This window comes from Butyrivibrio sp. AE2005, assembly GCF_000686965.1.
Lineage (GTDB): Bacteria > Bacillota > Clostridia > Lachnospirales > Lachnospiraceae > Butyrivibrio > Butyrivibrio hungatei_A.
Genome location: NZ_JMMD01000001.1, coordinates 360937 through 376456 on the forward strand (window position 1 = coordinate 360937; position 15520 = coordinate 376456).

Annotated in this window: 12 protein-coding genes; 9 read left to right on the forward strand and 3 right to left on the reverse strand. The window is 41.0% G+C overall.

Features of this window, described 5'->3' with window-relative positions:
• Nucleotides 1–12 precede the first annotated feature (12 nt).
• From DL92_RS0101620 to DL92_RS19980, 8 genes are all read left to right on the forward strand, one after another.
• Entirely contained in the window at nucleotides 13–2460 is a 2448-nt protein-coding gene (locus tag DL92_RS0101620; protein ID WP_026666696.1) for an ABC transporter substrate-binding protein, read from the forward strand.
• 168 nt (nucleotides 2461–2628) lie between these two features.
• Complete coding sequence (locus DL92_RS0101625; protein ID WP_026666697.1) at nucleotides 2629–3789, forward strand: hypothetical protein; 1161 nt, start codon at nucleotides 2629–2631, stop codon at nucleotides 3787–3789.
• A gap of 148 nt (nucleotides 3790–3937) precedes the next feature.
• The gene (locus tag DL92_RS0101630) at nucleotides 3938–4240 is read left to right on the forward strand and encodes a hypothetical protein (RefSeq protein ID WP_026666698.1); all 303 of its coding nucleotides are present in this window, start codon (nucleotides 3938–3940) and stop codon (nucleotides 4238–4240) included.
• A 50-nt stretch (nucleotides 4241–4290) separates the two neighbouring features.
• Entirely contained in the window at nucleotides 4291–4470 is a 180-nt protein-coding gene (locus DL92_RS0101635; RefSeq protein ID WP_026666699.1) for a hypothetical protein, read from the forward strand.
• A gap of 88 nt (nucleotides 4471–4558) precedes the next feature.
• Nucleotides 4559–5044: a large conductance mechanosensitive channel protein MscL gene (gene mscL / locus DL92_RS0101640; protein WP_051198952.1), complete on the forward strand. Its 486-nt coding sequence runs from the start codon at nucleotides 4559–4561 to the stop codon at nucleotides 5042–5044.
• Between the two features lie 90 nt (nucleotides 5045–5134).
• The gene (locus DL92_RS0101645; protein ID WP_026666700.1) at nucleotides 5135–6673 is read left to right on the forward strand and encodes a cobyric acid synthase; all 1539 of its coding nucleotides are present in this window, start codon (nucleotides 5135–5137) and stop codon (nucleotides 6671–6673) included.
• 20 nt (nucleotides 6674–6693) lie between these two features.
• Nucleotides 6694–7794 carry a tRNA 2-thiouridine(34) synthase MnmA gene (gene mnmA, locus DL92_RS0101650; protein ID WP_026666701.1) on the forward strand — a complete coding sequence of 367 codons (1101 nt, stop codon included), beginning with the start codon at nucleotides 6694–6696 and terminating at the stop codon, nucleotides 7792–7794.
• Nucleotides 7795–7903: 109 nt separating this feature from the next.
• Nucleotides 7904–8680, forward strand: coding sequence for a hypothetical protein (locus DL92_RS19980; protein ID WP_051625200.1), 777 nt, complete (start codon nucleotides 7904–7906; stop codon nucleotides 8678–8680).
• 542 nt (nucleotides 8681–9222) lie between these two features.
• Here DL92_RS19980 and DL92_RS0101660 read toward each other — a convergent pair.
• Complete coding sequence (locus DL92_RS0101660) at nucleotides 9223–10233, reverse strand: LacI family DNA-binding transcriptional regulator (protein ID WP_026654981.1); 1011 nt, start codon at nucleotides 10231–10233, stop codon at nucleotides 9223–9225.
• Between the two features lie 14 nt (nucleotides 10234–10247).
• Nucleotides 10248–11666, reverse strand: a complete 1419-nt coding sequence (uxaC, locus tag DL92_RS0101665; protein ID WP_026654980.1) for a glucuronate isomerase — start codon at nucleotides 11664–11666, stop codon at nucleotides 10248–10250.
• 190 nt (nucleotides 11667–11856) lie between these two features.
• Here uxaC and DL92_RS0101670 point away from each other — a divergent pair, with 190 nt between their 5' ends.
• Nucleotides 11857–13359: a UxaA family hydrolase gene (locus DL92_RS0101670; RefSeq protein WP_026666702.1), complete on the forward strand. Its 1503-nt coding sequence runs from the start codon at nucleotides 11857–11859 to the stop codon at nucleotides 13357–13359.
• A gap of 9 nt (nucleotides 13360–13368) precedes the next feature.
• Here the strand turns inward: DL92_RS0101670 and DL92_RS0101675 are convergent, their stop codons facing one another.
• On the reverse strand, nucleotides 13369–15480 hold the full coding sequence (locus DL92_RS0101675) for a hypothetical protein (protein WP_026666703.1): 2112 nt from the start codon (nucleotides 15478–15480) through the stop codon (nucleotides 13369–13371).
• Between the last annotated feature and the right edge of the window lie 40 nt (nucleotides 15481–15520).

The window sequence follows — 15520 nt, forward strand, 5'->3', positions numbered from 1 at the left end:
CGGAGAAGAGAAATGAGAAAAGTTTGTACAGTAAAGAGTACTGTTTGTAGTATTCTTGTTCTGTTACTTTGTGTAACATCAATTACCGCTTGCGGTAAAAAGAAAAATAATGGCGTCTCATTGGAAGAAGCCAAGAAAATTGATAAAAATGTAATTTTTAAACAGGAAGACATGGAGGGCATTCTTGAACCCGGCGAAGAAGCTGCTGTTATCAAATGTGTCGGTGATAAGATAAAGGTCTTTACAAGGTCCGATATGGGAAAAAGCAGATTGATTACATTTAATCCGGATGGATCCGATGTTCAATCTGTCGATGTCGGAAGTGGAAAGAATTTTTATGTAATTAACGGTTCTTTTGATAAAGACGGAAATGCATATTTGGATGTCTATGAAGGCAAGAGAAATATAGAAGGAATGCCCGATGATACTGAGGATTCAGAATCAGGTGCAGCAGATGAAGCTTCTTTGGACGCTTCGTCTGCAGACTCTTCTAATACAGATGCTTCTTCTGCAGGCACTTCTGCAGAAGAAACTTCAGCTGATGAATCTGAGGCTTCCGGTGATGGCGAAGACAGAGCATCAGAGGATGGCAAAAATTATTTTGTAAAGCTTGATCCAAGCGGAAAGGAAATTGCCAAGGTTGATCTTGCGCAGTTTGCTCCTAAAGATAATCAGGACGAAGGCGTTGAGTTCAATGTTTATAATTTGACATGGACTGAGAAATACGGTCTTATTTGCCTTACGGAAGAGGGAGTTCAAACCTTTGATGAGAAGAACGGTCCGCAGATGCTGATTGAAAAGAAGAAAATTTGCGGTGAAGACGGTTGGATCGATAATCTTATCAAGTTGTCAGAGAATGAGATGATTATATCTTATTATGGTGGAGATGATGGCGAAGTTAACGCTATACTCGACCTTGACAAAAAAGAAGTCGGAAAACCGCTTGAAGGCATTGATAAGTATGGCAATTATACATTTTTCTCGGACAATGCAGGAAACCTGTTTGCATCGAATGATAGCGGAGTATATAAGTATGATCTCAAGGGTTCTAAATTAAATAAAATTCTTGATTTTAAAGATTCCAATATCGGCACAGGTGGTTACATGTGGCTTGAGATGGTTGCGATAAGTGATACGGAGTTTATTGCAAGTATCCCTGAAGATGAGCAGTATAGTAAGGTTTCTCTAGCAAGACTTACCAAAGTCAATCCTGAAGATGTAGCGGATAAGACTATTATTACGCTTATGTCAGAGTGGAATGATTCAGAGATCGGAACTGCCATCATGAAGTTCAACAGGTCAAATGATAAGTACCAGATTAAAATTATCAACTACAATGAATTATATTCTGATGATTGGGAGACTATAGAAAAGCAGTTTAATCTTGATATTACGTCAGGAAAAGCTGCCGATATCATAAGTGTTTCCGGAAGCGAAGCGGCTATTCGTAAGTATGTTGATAAGGGTATTTTGATGGATCTTACACCTGCATTTGAAAAGGGGGGACCGCTCGGTGATATTGAGTTTCTTCCAAATGTGGCTGAAATGATGAAGGTCGACGGCAAAACATACACATTTATGCCTTCATTTTATGTTAATTCATATGCTGCCAAATCAAAATTCCTTAATGGAAAAACAACTCTTACATTTAAGGAGTGGCAGGATATTATTGAAAATAGCGGAGCAAACTACGATCTTGCTATGGGAACATATAATTCAAAAGAAAATATGGGCGCAACTTTATGGTCAAGTTATGGCGATATATTTGTTGACTGGAAGAATAAGAAGTGTAATTTTAACTCACCTGATTTTATTGAATATCTGAATTTTGTAAATAAGTTTCCCGATGAGGAACATCAAAATGAGGGTAAGGAAAACGGTGAATGGGTTGATGATGATAAATTTGTAGCAGAGGATAAAACTATTTTCTACAGGACATTTTTCTCGGACCCCGGTGATTATGCACGTTATAAACAGCTGGCATTCAGAGAAGATTTTGAAATGGTAGGTCTTCCCAATAACTCCGGTGAGAATCTTGCTTCGCTTGATGGTTCTATGTTTGCTGTAAACAACAAAACAGAACATAAGGACGTTATCTTGGATCTCATTAAGGGTATTTTGACAGATGAGAAGGATTCATGGTATGGATTCCCGACAATTAAGCCTAAGTTTGAAGCGCAGTTCCAGGAGGCGACAAAGGAAAAACCTAAGGATGACCAGACATACTGGGTAGATCCCGTAACCGGAAAGCACGTTACAATAAAGCCTTTATCTGAAGAGGAAGCTAAGAAGTTACATGATTACATTCTTTCCATAAACAAATTGGATTGTTACGACGAAGAAATAAACAATATTGTTCAGGAAGAAACGGGAGCATTCTTTGGCGGACAAAAGACTGCCGAACAGGTTGCCGAAGTTATACAAAACAGAGTTACAACATATCTTAATGAAAACAGCTAATACTTAAATACATTTTGCATCATGGGGAGGACACTTTTTTCCTATGCTGAGATAATTCAGAACAGAGTTAATGTATACATTAATGAGAATAGCTGATTTTATAGGAGGGTGCGCGCTATTTGCGTATCCTCCTATGCTATAATAAAGATTAAAAGTGGAGATAAGCGTATGAGAAAAGAAAAACTATCAAAAAAAGTTGTAACAGGCATCCTTGCAACGGCTTTATGTGCTACAGCTTTTACGGGATGCGGGAAAAAAGCAGCCGACGATATGACTGTTTTGGAGGAAAAAGTTCCACAGCAGGCAGACAGCGGCATTTATAAACAGGCAAATCTTGAGGGAATCACCAAAGAAGGTGAGTATCTGGAATTCTTTGATTATGAAAGCGGACGGGTAATTGCCGTAGCTCACGGTCAAGACGGAAAACGCAGATGTGTTTCTTTTAAACCTGACGGATCCGATATAAAATCTTTTGACATTGCAGGCGATGGAAACAGCATGTCAGCTCTTTTTACTGCTGACAAGGACGGAAATCTCTATATGCAATATCAGGAATTCTCCGAAGAAAAAGGAGGTGCAGAGGACGAAGAAGGTGTTGCTCACGCCGGCGAAAATGACGGAAGCCTTGAGGCTAGCGGTGAGGGCGAGAATGATGATGCAAGCGTCGGAGATTCAGCACCTGCAACCGAAGAAGGCGCAGAAGATATTTCTTACAAGGTAAGCAAGGCTTTTCTTGTGAAGTTCGATACTACAGGAAAAGAAGTGCTTAATAAAGATATCATTGATGCTTTTTCGGGAGAAGAAAACTTTAGTGTCAATGGTCTTGTCTGGACTCAGAAGAACGGTCTTTTGTTCAATACTACAAAAGGAATAATGAAATTTGATGAGAACAGCGGTCTTAACACTGTTATGGAGCGCGGAGATTTTGGCGATTCATACGAGGGATATTGCACTCTCTTTAAGGGAGCGGACGATCAGCTTTTTGCTTCGATATACAGAGTCGAAGGTGAGGGATATATGTGCTACAAGGTCGATCTTGATAATAAGAAACTCAGCGATCCGCTCGGAGTGTTTAATGACAATTATTATGATTTCTTCTCGGGAGAAGGTTATGATTTCTATGCGGCAGACACCGAGGCACTTTACGGATATGACAGCAAGGCTGGCAAAGCAGTGAAGGTTGTAGATTTCCCCGGATCGGGAATGAGCCCCGACGTTGCAGGAATCGTGTTAAATCACGCCGTAATTGTGAGCGATAAAGAGATTATTGCTGATATGCCCGGTGGATCGGAGTTTACAGCAAACATCTGCAAGCTTACAAAATCGTGAGCGTTATAACGCAGAAAAACAGTGAGTTTGCGTCACTAAAAACTGTAAAAGCCGGTACGTTATATGGTTAATTTTATCTTTATGGGTTAATATTAATGAGTTTTTTTCTTCCGAGTGATATAATACATTCTGGAGGAAAAATGAAGAAATGGATGATAAGAAGATTATGAATGAAAATGTACCCTACGTTGTCCATGAGGCAACATTGTCAAGGCTTGAAAGAGGCAACAGAAGAATGTTGATCGCGCTTGCAATTTGCGTGGTTGTGATGCTACTAAACAATATTGCTTGGTTTGTGCATGAGGAGCACATTGCTAATCCTGAGAAACATACAAAACAGGAGAGTGTAACTGATAACGAGGATGAATCCGGATACGATGACGGCTACGGAGACGAGTACTCCGATGAAGACTATCGTGACGGTAGAAGGGAGTCGGGGAAAGGACGCTAAAGATAAAAATTTCCTCGATAAATTATTTGGTAATCTAAAAAAGAATAAAGATGGCAATAAGGATTCTAAAGACAGTAAAGATACCAAAAAGAAGAATACAAGAAACAGAAAAGACACTTGATAATATTAAACCTGATAAAGATAGGATTAAATATAGACAGGCTCATGGATTTTACTCTGTGAGTCTGTTTTTATTGATGTGTAATCCTTTAATTATTGGGGAAATATGATATAATCTCATTGTATTGTTGGCAAATTGTTATTGTTCATGCTTGAATGATAACAATACAATTTCATATTGATAAGGGGAGAAAAAGCATGACAGACAAAGTTAAATCAGTTACTAGTAAAGGCAAAGGTCTTGCAAATGAATTCCGCGAGTTTATTATGCGCGGCAATGTTCTCGACATGGCAGTCGGTGTAATTATCGGTGGAGCATTTCAGAAGATTATTTCATCTCTTGTTGATGACATAATCATGCCGGTAATCAGTATTATCACAGGCGGCATTGATTTCAACAATATGTTTGTATGCCTTGACGGCAACACGTATGTAACTCTTGAAGCGGCTAAAGAAGCTGGAGCCGTAACACTTAACTACGGAACATTTATTACCGTTGTTATCAATTTCCTTTTGATGGCAATCGTAATCTTTGCACTTGTTAAGGTAATGAACTCAGTAAGTTCCAAGTTTGAAAAAGAAAAGGCAGAGGAACCAGCTACTACAAAGATCTGTCCTCACTGCAAATCTGAGATCAACATTGAGGCAACAAGATGCCCTCATTGTACATCCGAATTGGGTTGATAGTATATTATTCTTTAGTTTATAATAGTTTTGGAAAAAGAGTCGCGAGCGGCTCTTTTTTCAATAAAAAGCTTTTTATAGGATAAAAAGATGGCAAAAGTAATCATGGTTCAGGGAACTATGTCGGGGGCGGGAAAAAGCCTTCTTGTAGCCGGTTTGTGCAGGATATTCAGGCAGGATGGCTATGTGGCAGCACCCTTCAAATCTCAGAATATGGCGCTTAATTCCTTTATTACTTCAGAGGGTCTTGAGATGGGAAGAGCACAGGTTATGCAGGCTGAGTGCGCAGGCATTGAGCCTTTGGTCTGCATGAATCCTATTCTTTTAAAACCTACAAGCGATGTTGGCTCTCAGGTTATCGTTAACGGTGAAGTAATCGGAAATATGAGTGCACGCGAATACTTTGCATATAAGAAAAAACTTGTTCCCGATATAATCAAGGCATTTGAACAGCTTAGCAAGAAAGCTGATATTATCGTGATAGAAGGCGCGGGAAGTCCCGCAGAAATAAACCTAAAAGAAAATGACATCGTAAATATGGGAATGGCCAAGATGGTCGATGCACCTGTTCTTCTTGTCGGTGATATAGACAGGGGCGGAGTTTTTGCCCAGCTCTTTGGAACAACAATGCTTCTTGAAGATGGGGAGAGAGACAGGATAAAAGGCTTTGTGATCAACAAATTCAGAGGCGATGTTTCTTTGCTTGATTCAGGAATTGATATGATCACTGAGAAAACAGGCATTAAGACGGCCGGAGTTATCCCATATATGAACATCAAAGTTGATGACGAGGATTCACTTACCGATAAGTTTAATGACAAATCAAAAGCAGAAGTGAGCGGAAACGCTGCGGATATTGCCGTTATAAGGTATCCCAGGATTTCAAATTTTACAGACTTTAACTGCTTTGACGCTCTAAGTAATGCGGTTGTAAGATACGTTGATTCTGTATACGATCTCGGAGACCCCGATATTATCTTCCTGCCCGGAAGCAAGAATACGATAGCCGACCTTAAATGGCTCAGGGAATCGGGCATTGAAGCTGTGATAAAACGTTATTCAATGAAAAAGCCCGTATTCGGAATCTGCGGAGGTTTCCAGATGCTTGGAAATAAGATAATCGATCCTTACGGTGCCGAAAGCGGAATTGGTTCAGCAATCAGGGGAATGGAACTTCTTGATATCGATACGCAGATTAGGGAGGAAAAGGTCAGAAAACAGGTTGATGCTAAGATTTCTTTTCCGAAAGGAATATTTGAATCACTTAAAGATGTGGAGATTTCAGGATATGAGATCCACATGGGCGAGAGTGCCGGAGGCGGAGCGAATCAAGTAGGCACAGGAGCCGGCGGAGATGCAGATAACGGAAATGATGCGATTGAAGGTGATGGTTGCAATCTTGTGGTCAGCAATGGAAAGAATGTCTATGGAAGCTATGTACACGGCCTTTTTGATAAGGGGGATATTGCTGCATGTATATTGAAGGCTCTGGGCAAATCGGACTCAGAGAAATTTTCTTATGAAGAATTTAAAGAGAGCCAGTATGATATACTTGCTGATACAATAAGGCAGAGCATGGATATGGATTATGTGTATTCGTGTCTTAAAGATGCTAAAATAACATTGTAGTTCATTTTTTTGGAGTTTTTATGTCAGAAAGTGTTTTAAATAATAAATCAAATAAGAAAGCTTTGATAGCGATGAGTGGTGGCGTTGACAGTAGTGTCGCGGCTGCACTTATTGCGGATAGAGGCTATGATTGCATGGGCTGCACCATGAGGTTATATGAAAATGACGTTATTGGTGAGGATCTCTTCGGAACCTGTTGCAGTCTTAACGATACTCAGGATGCGAGAGCAGTCTGCGAGAAGATTGGAATTCCTTATAACATCTACCATTACGAAGCTGAATTCAGGGAGAAAGTTATCGAGCCATTTATCTGTAGCTATGAAAATGGTGAGACACCAAACCCTTGTATCAGATGCAACAGATACCTTAAGTTCGACAGCCTCTACAATAAGGCCAAAGAACTTGGCTACGAATATATCGTAACCGGACACTATGCGCGAATCGAGGAAAGAGACGGCAAATACTACCTTCTCAAAGCCAAAGATCTCAATAAAGACCAGAGCTACGTTCTCTACGATCTTACACAGGAACAGCTCGCGCATACATTCTTCCCACTCGGGGAATATACAAAGAACGAAGTAAGAGCAATTGCAGAGAAGAAGCAGTTTGTAACATCACATAAAAGCGAGAGTCAGGACATCTGCTTTGTTCCTGACGGCGACTATGCTGCAATGATAAGACGCTACAGAGACAAAGAGTATGAAAAAGGCGACTTTGTAGATACTGAAGGAAACGTTCTCGGTACCCACGAAGGAATTATAAATTACACAATCGGCCAGCGCCGAGGTCTCGGAATTCCCGCAGACAGAAGACTCTACGTAAAGCAACTCGACGTAAAGAACAACAGAGTCATCCTCGCCGACAACAAAGACCTTTTCGAGAAAGAACTTATAATCCGCGATTTTCACTGGATAACAGGCGATGTTCCGGCTGAGCCAATGCGCTGTAGCGCCAAAATCCGCTATCGCCATAAGGAACAACCCGCAACCCTCGAGGTCCTCAGTGACGGCAAAGCCAAGATCACTTTCGACGAACCTCAGCGTGCCATCACCGCCGGTCAATCCGCAGTTCTCTACGATGGCGACATCGTCCTCGGTGGCGGAATCATCACAAATGAGTGATTGCATAGATAAAATAGTTTTTCTAGTAAAATGTTTATCTGTTGATGCCGATAAAATCTATGTAGGAAAAAGTATTTGACAACGGATTCTTCATAGGGGGATGCATCTAATGAATATAGCAGGTGTTTTCGGAGAAAAAAGAGCCAAAATAGAATATTATGGTAATGATAATAAAAGCCAAAGCTCTTATATTGCTCAAAGCGCATCAAGCAAGAAAGACACTGTAGAGATATCTGATGAAGCTTATGCGGCGCAGCAGAACAATAATATATCTGCGACTTCCGGAAAAGACATATTGGGAGCATCAAAGGGAGATAAGGAAAATACATTTATAGTTCACTTTGCAGATTCGGCTATGGTGAACAGAGCTGTTTCGCGTGGCTATATTACAGTCAATGGAATCAATATAGAATTATCGGCTGAGATCAAAAAGAAACTGCTAGAAACTGATAAAAAAGCAGAAGCGGATAGGATGAGCGCGTTTAATAATTATATCATGCAACATGAACTGGCTGTTGCACAGCAGCAAAGCGAAGCATGGAAGAAAGCTGCAAAAGACGCATCGGATGCTTTTGAAATTGCCGCAAAAATATCAAGCGGAAGATCTATAACAACCGTTGAAGCTCAAAAACTCATGAAGTATGATCCGCAATTATATGCCATGGCAATGAGCATATTGGCGATGAAGAAAAATCATCAAAAACAGGAGTTTATAATAGATAATTATAATGATCAAACACCCGATAGAAATGTAGAAGGCGTCGATTGGTCACAGTTTGAATGGAAGACTTACGACAGCAGAATTACAGTTTCTCTTGGAGAAGATTGCAATATAGAAGATGTTTTCGAAGGTGAAATAGTATTAAATGAGCCTCGAAACTTATGATTATTTGCATATGAAACCGGTAAAATGGAGCTTATCGAATTAGCATAGTATGTCGCTACTTTATGGATTCCATTTTTGCTGGTGCATGGTGTGATAAAGTTGAAGTTAATCGTATAAATTCAACCTGCAGACTATCTCTGGGCACTTCAAAAGAATGAAAAAGTATGCTTAGAGTTTTATATAATTAGGCGGAGATCCGTGCCGAATAATTTCCGTATGAGATTCATAATATACTTTCAATGCGGAACTTTGGTTATTTTTTATTTGTACGAGCAAGATGATTTTCAAAATTTATAAAAACAGGAGATGCTGACTTCTCTGAACAACGTGAAAGGAAGCATCTCCTGTTTTTATAAATTAATGAAAATCACTGCGCAGACAACCAAAAAATAACCAAAGTCCCGCATGGTAAGTATACATAAAGGGCAACACCGTATATTCTCGCACATCCCCTTGTAAATAAAGGGCAACACCGTATATTCTCACACATCCCCTTGTAAATTAAGGGCTATACCGTAAATCACGGCATAGCCCTTTGATATTTAGAAGTTTGTCGATCCCCTCTTGATGAGCTCGCCCGAGAAGATTGTCTTCTGAGGCATCTCATTCTGACTGAGAGTTCCGATAAGTGTTTTAACAAGCTGAATGCACATATCTTCAAGACGATTGTCTACAGAAGAGATGTTGGGTTCTGAACAGTGAGCCAGGATAGAATTGTTATATCCTACAATCTGAAGCTTGTCCGGTACATCAATTTTATTTGCTTTCGCAAAATTCATGGCACCGATAGCAAGGAAATCCTCACTCGTAACAATTCCGTCAAACTTAAGACCTTCTTTGTAAAGCTTATCGACAAAATCCCTTACTCCGTCGATATCCTCACGACTTCCGGGGAAGCACTGCTGATATTCCTTTCTGAGAGGAATGTCATGTGTTAAGAGTGCATTTTGGAATCCGGCAAGCTTCTTTAATCCGGAATATGTTGTGCTGTTGTAGAGATACAGAATATTCTTTATTCCTGCATCGAGCATGCATTCCGTAGCATCCTGGGTTGCCTTGTAGTCATCGCAGAGTGTGCAATATACATTGGGGCAATCAAAGTCTGCATTGAGAAGCATGATAGGTACCGAAGCAGCTCCATCAATAACATACTGGTTATCTTCAGCATTGTTCATAATAAAGTTAGAACCGACCATTATTACGCTATCTACATGCTGAGAGAGTAGGAGATTAAGGCATTTCTTACGAGATGGAATCTCGTAACCGGTACAGCATAATACTGAATTGTAACCGTTTTCTCTAAGGTTCTGCTCAATGTAGTAAATTGCCTTTGCAAGATATAGATCGGATGCATCGGCGCAAAGAATACCAACGGTCTTCATTGAATTGAGACCGAGTCCTCTTGCGAATGCATTTGGTTTATATCCGCATTGTTCAATTATATCCAGTACCTTTTTGCGGGTGCGGGGCTTTACGTTAGAGCTTCCGTTAAGTACACGTGAAACTGTAGCGATTGAAACTCCGGCTTTTTTGGATATGTCGTAAATAGTCATTTGGTTGCTCATACTTATCTCGTTTCTAAAGGAAATTTGAAGTATCTTACTGCATTGTTATATGAAATATCAGCGGCAATCTGTCCGAGTGTATCGATGCACTCTGCAGGATATTCGCCGTTTTCAACAAGTGATCCAAGGAAGTTGCAAAGGATTCTGCGGAAGTACTCGTGTCTTGTGTAAGAAGTAAAGCTTCTTGAATCTGTGAGCATTCCTACGAAACCTGAAAGGTTACTTGATTCTGCAACTGCCTTTAAGTGCTGTTCCATGCCGAGCTTGGTATCATTGAACCACCATGCGCTTCCCTGCTGGATTTTAGCAACTGTAGGAGCCTGGTTGAAGCAGTTAAGCATAGTGTTGATGATCATAAGATCGTTGGGGTTAAGGCTGTAAATGATCGTCTTGGGAAGAGCATCCTTTGAATTAAGTGCATCAAGGAAGTCTGCAAGTTCGCCCATAGGATAGTAAGCATCGATAGCATCAAATCCTGTATCGGGTCCGATTTTATTAAACATAGCGGTGTTGTTGTCACGCTTGCATCCGAAGTGGAGCTGGATAACCCAATCTCTCTTAGCACATTCCTCACCCTCAAAGAGCATGAATGCTGTCTGGTACTGAAGGTACTCTTCGTAAGAAACTTCTCCGCCGTTCATCTTCTTGGCGAAGATCTCCTCAATCTTTTCTTCAGAAACAGGCTTGTACATAACGTACTCAAGAGCGAAGTCTGCAACATTGCATCCCTTCTGCTCGAAGTAATCGTGTCTAACCTTAAGAGCTTCTTTCAAGGCCTTGAATGAATCAATCTTAACGCCGCTTACTTCAGATAACTGATTGATATATGAAGCAAATTCGGGCTTGATGATGTTCTTAGCCTTGTCGGGACGCCAAGCGGGAAGAACCTTAACATCGAATGTCTCGTCATTCTTTATCATATCATGCCATTCAAGAGTATCAACCGGATCGTCTGTTGTACAGATGAGTGTTACGTCTGACATCTTGATGAGCTTTCTTGCGCCCATGTCGGGAGCCTGAAGAACCTTGTTGCAGATATCGTAAACTTCCTCAGCTGTGCTCTCATTGAGAACTCCGTCATAGCCGAAGTACTTCTTGAGCTCAAGGTGTGCCCAGTGGAAGATGGGGTGTCCAACAGCTTTTCCGAGGCATTTTGCAAATGCAAGGAACTTTTCTTTGTCGGAAGCATCTCCTGTGATATATTTTTCTTCGATACCGAAAGATCTCATGAGACGCCATTTATAATGATCTCCGCCGAGCCAAACCTGAGTGATGTTGTCGAAATGCTTATCTTCGGCAATCTCTCTGGGATTGATGTGGCAGTGATAGTCAAGTACGGGCACTTTCGCAGCGTAGTCGTGATAAAGTGTCTTAGCGGTTTCACTCTGTAAGAGGAAATCTTTGTCCATGAATTTTTTCATTAAATACCCTCCGTTTATAAACGTAATTTTTTATTCTTTAAATATGTAAGCCTTTTCATATTTTTCAAAAGTATTATACAAGAGCCATATATTAAATACAATAGAAAAAATTCGTTGACGAGTGGTCATATTGAATATATGATGAGTTTGTAAATGCTTACATTAGGATGAGGGTAAAAAGAGGTAGCAAATGAATAAATTTCTTAAAATCAATGAGAAGGACAATGTTGTTGTTTGTCTTGAGCCTGTAAAGGCGGGGGATGAGATCGTGCTTTCCGACGGATCTGTAATCAAGGCAAGAGAAGACATTCCTTCGGGACACAAGATGTCCGTCAAAGCTATTGGACACGATCAGGAAGTTATCAAATACGGTTTTCCGATAGGTTGTGTCACGGAGAATATTGAGCCCGGAACATGGATCCATACACATAATACAAGGACTAAGCTTAACGGTATTCTTCAATATGAGTATATGCCGGACGCTGAGGATATATCCGAGAAGCTCAAGATGATGGGGAAAGAAAAGAGCTTTTTTCACGGATATGTAAGAGACGACGGAAGAGTCGGAATCAGGAACGAAATATGGATAATCCCTACAGTTGGCTGCGTAAATAACATTGCGACGGCTCTGGCAAAAGAGGGAAATCATATGATAAAGGGAAGCATCGACGAAGTTGTTGCTTTCACGCATAATTACGGCTGTTCGCAGACGGGTGACGATCAGGAGTATACAAGGACTATCTTGTCAGATCTTATAAGACACCCCAACGCAGGAGGTGTGCTTGTAGTAGGCCTTGGCTGTGAGAACAGCAATATAGATGTATTAAAACCTTATCTCGGTGATTTTGACGAGAACAGGATCAAGTTTCTTGTTTGTCAGGAATCGGATGATGAGATGGAAGAAGGTATCAGGCTTTTGCAGGAAATAATCGATGCGACAGCCGGAGACAGAAGAGAGAAAGTCAGCGCGTCAAAGCTTGTTATCGGGCTTAAGTGCGGTGGAAGTGACGGATTTTCGGGAATTACGGCAAATCCTCTTGTCGGACGAATCTCCGATATGATAATTAAACGCGGCGGTACATCGATCCTTACCGAAGTGCCCGAGATGTTCGGGGCGGAGACGCTCCTTATGAACAGATGCAAGGATAAAAATACTTTTCATGATACCGTTGATATGATAAATAATTTCAAAGAGTATTTTACCAAGCTCGGAGAGCCAATATATGAGAATCCATCGCCCGGAAATAAGGCAGGCGGAATTACGACGCTCGAGGATAAATCACTTGGATGTACCCAGAAATCAGGAAGTTTTCCTGTTATGAACGTTCTTGACTACGGTGAGACCACCGATACCACAGGGCTTAACCTTCTTTGTGCACCCGGAAACGATCTTTGCGCAGCTACGGCACTTGCAGCATCGGGCGCTCAGATAGTTCTTTTTACAACAGGAAGAGGAACTCCGTTTGCATGCCCTGTACCTACGCTTAAGATTTCAAGTAACAACAGGATCCGTGACAAGAAGAATAACTGGATAGATTTTTCTGCGGGAGATGTTCTTGAGGGAAAGAGCTTTGACCAGCTTGCCGAGGAGCTCTTTGATATGATACTCAATGCGGCATCCGGCGAGAAACTTAAGAGTGAAATAGCCGGCTTCCACGATATGGCAATATGGAAGCGCGGCGTTACATTGTAATTGCTGTATTTATTTGGAAAGATATTCGATTTGGTCTGTGAGTTCATGAGGAACTTCCAGACCTTCTTTTTTTAGCCTGAATTCAAGGTTCTGAAGAGGCTTTGAGACATTGGCATTGTGTGCCGTGTAATGATTTATGAGCTCCTTGTACTGCGGATTGTCATAAACCGCTTCGCGATATTGTTTTGAAAAAGGACATGAGTTAAACAAAATCTCTCTTGCGACCTTGTTTAGTCTCAGTGACCCTGTAGCCTCATATTTCAGGTATGCGAGGTAGTCGCTTATGAAAATGCTCTTGTAATTATTGTTATATTTCTTTAGATCAAGGCGAAGCTTATCTTTTTGTTCGGAAGAAAGAGTCTGGTTTTTCTTAAAGAACTGAAGATAGTCGCAGTACATGGAAGTGAGCGACGGATCGGTGACGTCGTTCCAGTGCACGCCTTGTTCCGTCTTGCACATTTCCCATCTGAACTCGCCAAGGAGCTTTATCATGCAGTCTTCGGTATTTTCAAGGTTGAAAATGGAGATGAGCATTCTGCCTTTTGTATTTCTTTTTTTGCCCTCGATTTCCTGCCACAAAGTGGCTCTGGTTCCTGCGTTTGGCATAAGTATGATATAGGGCTCGACTTCTTCTGCGTAATAAACCTGCGTGATCCCGATGTCGGTGTTGGAATACACGGCCTGCCTGCAGAATACACCAAAGTCGATGCTTTTAATCTTGGAGATGTGCTCCTTGATTTTAGACGAAGTCATATATGCGAGATTGAGCGGCTTTAGCACATTCATTGAATCGAACACGGGAACGAATACGGAAATCCTGCCGAACGTCATCCTGTTTCCGAGTGAAAAGAGATTGTTAATCTCGAAATCAAGTCGGCTATCCGGATTGTTTATCATGGCGTCGATCTGTTCCTGTTTAAGAACTCCCGTGGCCTTTTGCTCGCGAAGATATGTTTCCCAGTCCTGGTCAAATTCGTTTCTTGAAGGATTAGCCTGGAGTTTGTAGACTTTTTTGAGCCATTCCGATAGAAGAAGAATATTGCCTTCGGGATCGGGAACGTAGGATCTTGCGATGTTACAGAGGATGGAAGTGTTCTTTTCGCCGGCGAGTTCTTCATCGACAAAGCCAAACATTAGGAACATCCTGACCTCTATCGGTATGTCTTTGTCTGACAGGCTCTTTAAGAAGACTTTCTTGTATATTTTATAAAAAGACGATGAGATGTTCTTTCTAAGAAGACGCGCTTCGTCAGCTGTGTCATAGCGGGTTTCGCTTGCTTTAAATGCAGCAATCTCATCCTGAAATTTGGCGGAAAGTTCAGAATCTACGCCTGAGTATGTGAGAATAACGGCAAGAGCGTTGGTGATTACAGGCTCGTTTTCATTTCCTTCCGCAGTCTTTTCGTTGTTTTCAATCTTTGCGTGTATCATTTTTAAGGTAGTGGTGAAATCTGCGGTATTTCTGCCAAGTTGCTTTTTGTACGCGGTGAGGAACTTGGTTGAAACGGAAATGAGTTTCTGGTTCTTTTCCGCGATCATGATCGTTCCGATAGCTATGTCCTGGCTTAGTGCGTAATAGGACTTTCCCAGAGCCGCTTCGTGTTCCTTAAGACTCTTGTAATAGCCGTATTCCCAACTTGAAAGCATATTATTTTTTACGGGAGGAACTATGAGATCGAGCATCTCGAATTTTGTCGGGACTTCGCCTGCCCTTATGCAAAGTTCGGGATAGTCTGCGTAGTCTGATTTTATTTTTTTGAATTCAAAAAGAACCGATTCGAAAAGCCTTTCGTATTCTGAAAATAGTTCGTGAGTTATAAAAACGGATTGCGAGGCGAGAACCGATGTGATTTTTTCGTTGCATTTAAGCATTGCGAGAATATCATCTGTGCCTTCGTAAGGATAAGTGTAGACGGAAGCGTCTTCCAGAGCTTCGTATGTGTATTGGTATTCTTTTGAAGGGGATTCAACAAGACCGATGATTCCTCCAACATTTATTACAAATGAAGTGAATTGATCGGTTGCCCTGATTTTTCCTTTTACAAGAATTTCTAAAGTACCTACAGTATCGGACATCGCTTTGTGCACGATCTGTCCCTTGGTTAATGTAACAAGTCCCATTAAAAATCTCCTCAAAGCCGGTCTGAAAAATATTTTTAAA

Bases quoted from the DNA above. Each gene is read 5' to 3' on its own strand.
- DL92_RS0101620 (WP_026666696.1), top strand. From the start codon at position 13: ATGAGAAAAGTTTGTACAGTAAAGAGTACTGTTTGTAGTATTCTTGTT.
- DL92_RS0101625 (WP_026666697.1), top strand. From the start codon at position 2,629: ATGAGAAAAGAAAAACTATCAAAAAAAGTTGTAACAGGCATCCTTGCA.
- DL92_RS0101630 (WP_026666698.1), top strand. From the start codon at position 3,938: ATGGATGATAAGAAGATTATGAATGAAAATGTACCCTACGTTGTCCAT.
- DL92_RS0101635 (WP_026666699.1), top strand. From the start codon at position 4,291: ATGGCAATAAGGATTCTAAAGACAGTAAAGATACCAAAAAGAAGAATA.
- mscL (WP_051198952.1), top strand. From the start codon at position 4,559: ATGACAGACAAAGTTAAATCAGTTACTAGTAAAGGCAAAGGTCTTGCA.
- DL92_RS0101645 (WP_026666700.1), top strand. From the start codon at position 5,135: ATGGCAAAAGTAATCATGGTTCAGGGAACTATGTCGGGGGCGGGAAAA.
- mnmA (WP_026666701.1), top strand. From the start codon at position 6,694: ATGTCAGAAAGTGTTTTAAATAATAAATCAAATAAGAAAGCTTTGATA.
- DL92_RS19980 (WP_051625200.1), top strand. From the start codon at position 7,904: ATGAATATAGCAGGTGTTTTCGGAGAAAAAAGAGCCAAAATAGAATAT.
- DL92_RS0101660 (WP_026654981.1), bottom strand. From the start codon at position 10,233: ATGACTATTTACGACATATCCAAAAAAGCCGGAGTTTCAATCGCTACA.
- uxaC (WP_026654980.1), bottom strand. From the start codon at position 11,666: ATGAAAAAATTCATGGACAAAGATTTCCTCTTACAGAGTGAAACCGCT.
- DL92_RS0101670 (WP_026666702.1), top strand. From the start codon at position 11,857: ATGAATAAATTTCTTAAAATCAATGAGAAGGACAATGTTGTTGTTTGT.
- DL92_RS0101675 (WP_026666703.1), bottom strand. From the start codon at position 15,480: ATGGGACTTGTTACATTAACCAAGGGACAGATCGTGCACAAAGCGATG.